The sequence below is a fragment of the Methanotorris formicicus Mc-S-70 genome (assembly GCF_000243455.1).
Classification (GTDB): Archaea; AGJL01; Methanococci; order Methanococcales; family Methanococcaceae; genus Methanotorris; species Methanotorris formicicus.
In genome coordinates, this window is record NZ_AGJL01000068.1 from 1 (window position 1) to 5,970 (window position 5,970).

Genomic DNA, 5,970 nt, shown 5'->3' on the forward strand with positions numbered 1-5,970 from the left:
TGATGTCTTTAAAACCGATGATAAACTCTGGGAGTTTAAGGCAGAGTATGATGTGTGGTCTACATCTATAAAAGATAACGTTTTAGTTTTAGGATGTTCATTAACAGAAAATCTCCTTTCCAAGTACGCTCCAGTTTATGCGTTAGATCTTAAAACAGGCAATAAACTTTGGAAATTCAAAGCAGAAGATTGGGTAAACACAACAACTATAAAGGATGATGTAGCGATATTAAGATGCGGCTACAACAAATACTTAAAATATGCTCCAGTTTATGCATTAGATCTTAAAACAGGCAATAAACTTTGGGAATTTAAGGTAGAAGATTGGGTAAACACAACAACTATAAAAAATGATATTGTAGTTTTAGGTTGTAGGGGAGGATATGTTTATGCATTAGATCTTAAAACAGGAACTAAGATTTGGGAATTTAAAGTGGAGAGTAGTGTAGAGATGGCATCTACAAAAGATGATATTCTAATATTGAGATGTTTGTTTGGATACACTTATGCATTGGATATTAGAACCGGACATAAACTTTGGAAATTCAAGGCAGAACACGATATATGGACAACATCAATAAAAGATGATGTTATAATATTGGGCTGTAGAAAAGGTCATACATACGCATTGGATATTAAAACAGGTAGTAAGATTTGGGAATTTAAGGCTGAGAATTGGGTAAAAACAATATCAATAAAAGACAATATTGTAATTTTAGGATGTAGGGAGGGACATACTTATGCATTAGACCTTAAAACAGGAACTAAGATTTGGGAATTTAAGGCAGAGTATGACGTATGGACTACTTCTATAAAGGATGATGTTATAGTATTAGGATGTAGGGAGGGACATACTTATGCATTAGACCTTAAAACAGGAACTAAGATTTGGAAGTTTAAAGCAGAGTATGACGTATGGACAACATCTATAAAGGATGATATCGTAGTTTTAGGATGCTCATTAACAGAAGACCTTCTCTCTAAATACATCCCTGTTTATGCATTAGATCTTAAAACAGGTAAGAGACTCTGGGAATTTAGGGCAGAGGGTAGTGTGGAGACAACTTCTATAAAGGATAATATTGTAATTTTAGGATGTAAAGAGGGCTATACTTATGCATTAGATCTTAAAACAGGAGCTAAGATTTGGGAATTTAAAGCAGGGGGACGTGTGGAAACAACATTGATAAAAGATGATGTTGTGATATTGGGATGCGGTTATAATGAATATTTGGATTATGCTCCACTCTATTTCTTGGATTTGAATACCGGAAGTCAGATATTCGAATTTAAGATGAAAAGTGACGTGGGTTCCTCAATAATAAAGGATAATATTTTAATATTAAGTAGTAAAAATGAAGTTTATGCATTTGATTTGGATAAAGTGGATATAAAGTTAATGTCTATGGATATAAAAGAAAAAGAGGAGAGAAAAATAGTAGCCACCAATAAGAACAAAAATAAATTATGACTTAATAATTCCCTATTAAATTTAATTTAAAATCACAAAATATTTAAAGAAATAAATATATAAAACTTAAGAGTAACATTTGGGTTGATAATTATGATTACAACAGTAGTCGGTAGTTATCCAGTAGTAACAAAAAAACCAGAGACATTGATGGAGAAGATTAAAAATCTTTTTGGCATGTTTGATGAATACGAATATGCAATAGAAAAGGCAGTAATTGATCAAATATCTGCTGGGGTTGATATCGTTAGTGATGGACAAGTTAGGGGAGATATGGTTGAGATATTTGTAAACAACATGTACGGGTTTGAAGGAAAAAAAATTGTTGGAAGAGTTGAATATACAAAACCAATAACGTTGGATGACATAAAATATGCCTTAAGAATAATCTCGAAACACAATGGTAAAGGTGTAAAAGGCATCATAACAGGGCCATGCACAATTGCCTCATCTGTCAGGGTTGAGAGTTATTACTCAGACAATAAAGATGAGAAGTTGATATACGATATAGCAGTTGCATTGAAAAGAGAAGTTATGGCAATTCGAGATTACGTAAAGATGATTCAAATTGATGAACCAATTCTATCAACAAAACTTTATGATTTGGATATAGCAAGGAAGGCGATAAACTTAATAACTAAAGATATTAAGATCCCTGTCGCATTGCATGTTTGCGGGGATGTAGTGGACATATTCGAGGATTTAAATAAATTTAATGTAGATATCCTTGACCATGAATTTGCCTCAAATAAAAAAAATCTTGAGGTTCTTGAGGTTATTGAGAAAAAGGTTGGATTTGGTTGCGTAAATACAAAATCAAAAAAAGTTGAGGATGTTGAAGAAATTAAAGCATTAATAGAAGAGGGTATAGAGATTTTAAAGAACAATGAAAAATTGAAAAATAAGGATGTCAAGGAGTTTATGCTCATAGATCCTGATTGTGGTATGAGATTGTTGCCAATAGATGTGGCATACAACAAATTAAAAAATATGGTTGCTGCGAGTAAGTTAATTGGTTAAATTTTATTGAACTAATCCTAATTTTTTCTTCAAATGTGGCATCAATCCTCCATCGTTCAAGATTTCCATCATGAATTCTGGGAGTTTTTGTGCTTTTAATTCTTCTCCAGTAGTTAAGTTCTTTATTGTACCTTTGTCTAAATCCACCTCTAATATATCTCCTTCTTTAACATGCTTTGATATGTCTTTGCACTCCAACAAAGGTAATCCAATATTTATTGCATTCCTATAGAAGATTCTTGCAAAACTCTCAGCAATAACTAAAGATATACCTGCCCCTTTTAGTCCAATTGGGGCATGTTCTCTACTTGAACCACAACCGAAGTTTTTACCTCCAACAATGATGTCTCCTTTTTTAACTTTTTTTGGAAAGTCAGGATCTGCTCCTGTCATAGCGAATTTTGCGAGTTCTTCCTCTGTTGTATAAACCAAATATCTTGCTGGCAATATAGCATCTGTATCAATGTTATCTCCGAACTTCCAAACTCTTCCTTTTATAATTTTCTTTACCATCATCTCACCAATTAATTTTTAAAAAAATATGTAGCAATCATAAATAAATATTTTGATTATGACAAATTTTATATATGATTTTAGGTATTATATCATACTGGTGATAAGATGGTATATACAACAACACTAAAAAAAGCATCAACAAAAGGAAATTCTTTAAGAACAACAGTCCCATCAGGCATTGTAAAGGCATTTGGTTTAAAAGATGGAGATAAATTGGAATGGGAAATTGTAGCGAAAGATAATGATTTAATGATTATTGTTAAACCAAAAATAATACAGGGGAATGACCATGGAAAATGATAAAATCATAGCAGAAATATTAAAAAAACTTAATACACCGGTTAATAATGTAGAATTGGCAGAGAAAATAATAATTTCCTCATTAAAAACCATAATGCAATATATTTCATGTGAGAATTTCGAAGATTTATTAAAAACCGATAAAACCAGCATTTTAGATAAATTCAAAAAATTATCTCAAGAAGAAATTAAATATCTCAATGAAAGAATGAATAATATACCCACACCTCCAATTGAAGAATGTCAAGTTCTCGTTCAGAAGATAATTCCTCAAAAAACAAGAAAATCTTTAGCATCTTATTTTACAAATGATATTGGGATAGAATTTATGTCAGAATTTGTTAAAGAATATTACAATAATACATCTGATAGGAAAGTAGTTATTGCCGACCCTTTCTTAGGTTCTGCAAGAACAATAACAAAAACAATTGAAAAACTGGGTTTTAAAAACATTAAAAAGATTTATGGTATTGAAAAATACTACCTTTCTGCACTTGTAGGTTATTCAGCCATATTAAAAGCAACAAAAGGAGAAGTTGATATTGAGGTAATACATGGAGATGCATTTAATGTTATTATTAATCTATTAAGAGATAATGGGCTGAATAATTACTCTGCAGATATAATATTAACCAATCCACCATTTACGAGGTGGAGTAACTTAGATAATCAATATAGAAACGAACTCATCAATATAATCAAAGAGCTTAATTATTCAGAATATTAACAAGAAAAGATGCAAGTTTGCAAATATTATCTATGTTTCTTATAGATTGTTTATTAAAAGATAAGGGTTTAGTTATAAGTGTTCTACCCTCATCTACTTTTTATACAAATTCAGGAAATGGTTATAAACATCTATTGAAAAAAAATTATGAAATATACGCAATATTAGAAAACAATGGTTCATCATTTTCAGTAGATAGTGGTTTTAAAGAAATTATGCTTATTGCCAAAAAAACACAAAAAATAAATAATTATAAAACATTTTTCGGAAAATAAGAAATGTAAAAGAAATTAAAGACATTATAAGAGAAATTTTCAATTTTGATAATAAAGATAAGGTTAATCTTTATAATTTACCGGAAATCATAGATAGGAATTGGTCGTTTCTATTTGAGGATTCTGATTTTAGAAACACAATATTGAAAATAATTAATTATGGGAAAGAGCAAGGAATACTTATTGAATTTAATAATCTTTTTAAAAAAGAAAACATAATCAGAGGAATAGAAATGTATGGAACAGATTTTTTCTTTATTCCAAATAAATTTTGGACTATAAAAAATGAAACTAATGAATACATAGAGGTTTATAATAATACCACTCAAAAAACACTAAGAATTAAAAGGGAATTTCTTACCAAAGTTTTAAGAAAACCAAATATATTTGCAAATAGAATTGTTGTTAAACCAAGTTCTTATGCTCTTTCAATTCCAGAAGATTTGGATTTTGATTATGATTTAAAAGAATATATTAATTATGGTGTAAAATCTGGCACAGCGAAATTTTCTATTAAGGCATGGAGAGAAAAGTGGTATTCCCACATATACAAGCAAATTCAAAAAAAACAACCTTATGGTAATATATTTTTGCCTGATAAGGTAGATTCAGCATTCAAACATAGGGGAGTTTTTGCAAATTATACAGAAAAAGATACAATTGCAACAAAAAATTTCTATATATTGAAGATAAAAGATAAAGAAGCACAAAAATTACTCACATTGTGGTTCAATAGCACAATCTTTTTATCAATATTTGTTTCTATGGGAAAAAAGATTTCTGATAGGTTTATTAGATTTTTAGGTCAAGATTATCTATATGGATTAATTCCAAATATAAATAACATAGATAATGATTTAAAAACTGACATGATTAATTTATTTGATAGCATTAAAGATAAAAAGTTCCCTCCATTAAAACATCAGTTTGAAATAGATGAATTTTCAAAAATTAGGTATACGTTAGATTCTTTGATATTGGAGGCGATTGGAATAGATGATATAGAAATACAAAACAATATATATAGATATATAAAGAAAAAACTAATTTAGGATAATTTTGCACCATCTTATTTCATCTTTTTCTTTTTTATTTTTAATATAATCCACAAGAGTTATAGGATACATTTTAAATTGTAGTTGATTGCCTGTATGTCTTATGTCTGTTTTTGGTATTCCTATATTTTTACCTTTCCCATTTCCACCCTTTCTTTGGATTGTTAATATCTTTTTTCCTTCTAATCTAAATTCTATTATTCCCTTTTTACTAAATCCAATTTCAACATCTTTTTTAAGCTTTTCTATAAAATCCTCCATATTTATTAGGTATAGCTCTTTATTGTTTTCTCTTTTATCATAGATTGCAAGAATTTTCAAACATTTTTCATTTTTTACAAATATCTCTTTTATAATTATAGAAATTTTATTTTTTAAGAAATTTTTAAGTTTATCCTGGTCTTTTTCAAGAATAAAACCGTAGTTCCCATCAAAACATTAAATATATAACTCAATAGATATATAGTATCAAAAAAATAGTTGAAGGTGATAACATCGTTGAAGAGAGCGTCCCAAAAGCTTAAACGATTAATAAATCTCATGTGGGCTAAGTTCTATCTAACTGTAGAGAAATATAAGTCACCATACGCCCGCAGAGAGAAAATA

General features: G+C 29.2%; 7 protein-coding genes. 5 read left to right on the forward strand and 2 right to left on the reverse strand.

All coding sequences use genetic code 11. The features are described 5' to 3' along the window. Together METFODRAFT_RS08820 and METFODRAFT_RS08825 are read left to right on the forward strand one after the other, a co-directional pair. The coding region (locus METFODRAFT_RS08820) for an outer membrane protein assembly factor BamB family protein (protein ID WP_007045257.1) at window positions 1-1,471 on the forward strand (1,471 nt) is incomplete at its 5' end. Between the two features lie 93 nt (window positions 1,472-1,564). Further along, window positions 1,565-2,491, forward strand: coding sequence for a methionine synthase (locus METFODRAFT_RS08825; protein ID WP_007045258.1), 927 nt, complete (start codon window positions 1,565-1,567; stop codon window positions 2,489-2,491). Window positions 2,492-2,494: 3 nt separating this feature from the next. Here METFODRAFT_RS08825 and leuD read toward each other — a convergent pair whose 3' ends face one another. After that, window positions 2,495-3,004: an Isopropylmalate/citramalate isomerase small subunit gene (gene leuD, locus METFODRAFT_RS08830; protein ID WP_007045259.1), complete on the reverse strand. Its 510-nt coding sequence runs from the start codon at window positions 3,002-3,004 to the stop codon at window positions 2,495-2,497. 108 nt (window positions 3,005-3,112) lie between these two features. Here leuD and METFODRAFT_RS08835 point away from each other — a divergent pair, with 108 nt between their 5' ends. The 3 genes from METFODRAFT_RS08835 (at window position 3,113) to METFODRAFT_RS08850 (ending at window position 5,361) form a co-directional block, all read left to right on the forward strand. Further along, window positions 3,113-3,307, forward strand: coding sequence for an AbrB/MazE/SpoVT family DNA-binding domain-containing protein (locus tag METFODRAFT_RS08835; protein WP_007045260.1), 195 nt, complete (start codon window positions 3,113-3,115; stop codon window positions 3,305-3,307). Continuing rightward, the gene (locus tag METFODRAFT_RS08840; RefSeq protein ID WP_007045261.1) at window positions 3,297-4,034 is read left to right on the forward strand and encodes an N-6 DNA methylase; all 738 of its coding nucleotides are present in this window, start codon (window positions 3,297-3,299) and stop codon (window positions 4,032-4,034) included. The genes METFODRAFT_RS08835 and METFODRAFT_RS08840 overlap by 11 nt, the downstream gene beginning before the upstream one ends. A 508-nt stretch (window positions 4,035-4,542) precedes the next feature. Further along, the gene (locus METFODRAFT_RS08850) at window positions 4,543-5,361 is read left to right on the forward strand and encodes a hypothetical protein (RefSeq protein ID WP_007045263.1); all 819 of its coding nucleotides are present in this window, start codon (window positions 4,543-4,545) and stop codon (window positions 5,359-5,361) included. Here the strand turns inward: METFODRAFT_RS08850 and METFODRAFT_RS08855 are convergent. After that, complete coding sequence (locus METFODRAFT_RS08855) at window positions 5,353-5,685, reverse strand: hypothetical protein (protein WP_007045264.1); 333 nt, start codon at window positions 5,683-5,685, stop codon at window positions 5,353-5,355. The genes METFODRAFT_RS08850 and METFODRAFT_RS08855 overlap by 9 nt on opposite strands. Window positions 5,686-5,970: the final 285 nt, after the last annotated feature.

What these genes read in the sequence shown, in the direction of transcription:
- METFODRAFT_RS08835 (WP_007045260.1), top strand. Translation starts at nt 3,113, where the DNA reads ATGGTATATACAACAACACTAAAAAAAGCATCAACAAAAGGAAATTCT.
- METFODRAFT_RS08840 (WP_007045261.1), top strand. Translation starts at nt 3,297, where the DNA reads ATGGAAAATGATAAAATCATAGCAGAAATATTAAAAAAACTTAATACA.
- METFODRAFT_RS08825 (WP_007045258.1), top strand. Translation starts at nt 1,565, where the DNA reads ATGATTACAACAGTAGTCGGTAGTTATCCAGTAGTAACAAAAAAACCA.
- METFODRAFT_RS08850 (WP_007045263.1), top strand. Translation starts at nt 4,543, where the DNA reads ATGTATGGAACAGATTTTTTCTTTATTCCAAATAAATTTTGGACTATA.
- leuD (WP_007045259.1), bottom strand. Translation starts at nt 3,004, where the DNA reads ATGGTAAAGAAAATTATAAAAGGAAGAGTTTGGAAGTTCGGAGATAAC.